The organism is Psychrobacter sp. W2-37-MNA-CIBAN-0211, assembly GCF_040309405.1.
In the GTDB taxonomy this organism is placed as follows: domain Bacteria; phylum Pseudomonadota; class Gammaproteobacteria; order Pseudomonadales; family Moraxellaceae; genus Psychrobacter; species Psychrobacter glaciei.
In genome coordinates this window covers 1-270 of sequence record NZ_JBEOOU010000217.1, presented here as the reverse complement: position 1 = coordinate 270, position 270 = coordinate 1, and the positions used below count along the sequence as shown (strand labels likewise).

Genomic DNA, 270 nt, shown 5'->3' with positions numbered 1-270 from the left:
GATTTATGGTGCTGCTGAAACGGTCAACAGCATCGGCAGCAAGGGCCTGGAGAGGAAAGCGCCGGAAGTCGCGGCCTTCCTGAAGAAATTCCAGTGGGCCTCCAAGGATGAAATCGGTGAAGTCATGCTGGCGATTCAAGAAGGCGCCAAGCCGGACGCCGCGGCCAAGGACTGGGTAGCCAAGCACCCCGAGCGCGTTGCCGAATGGACGGCTAAATAACCCCGCCCCAACTGTAGGAGCGAGCTTGCTCGCGAAGAACGCACCGGCAC

Annotated in this window: 1 protein-coding gene; it reads left to right on the top strand. The window is 60.4% G+C overall.

What is annotated here, in order from left to right; all coding sequences use genetic code 11:
- Window positions 1-220 (top strand): glycine betaine ABC transporter substrate-binding protein (locus tag AAEY72_RS14970; protein ID WP_352311349.1); only part of this gene is annotated, 220 nt, incomplete at its 5' end.
- Window positions 221-270: the final 50 nt, after the last annotated feature.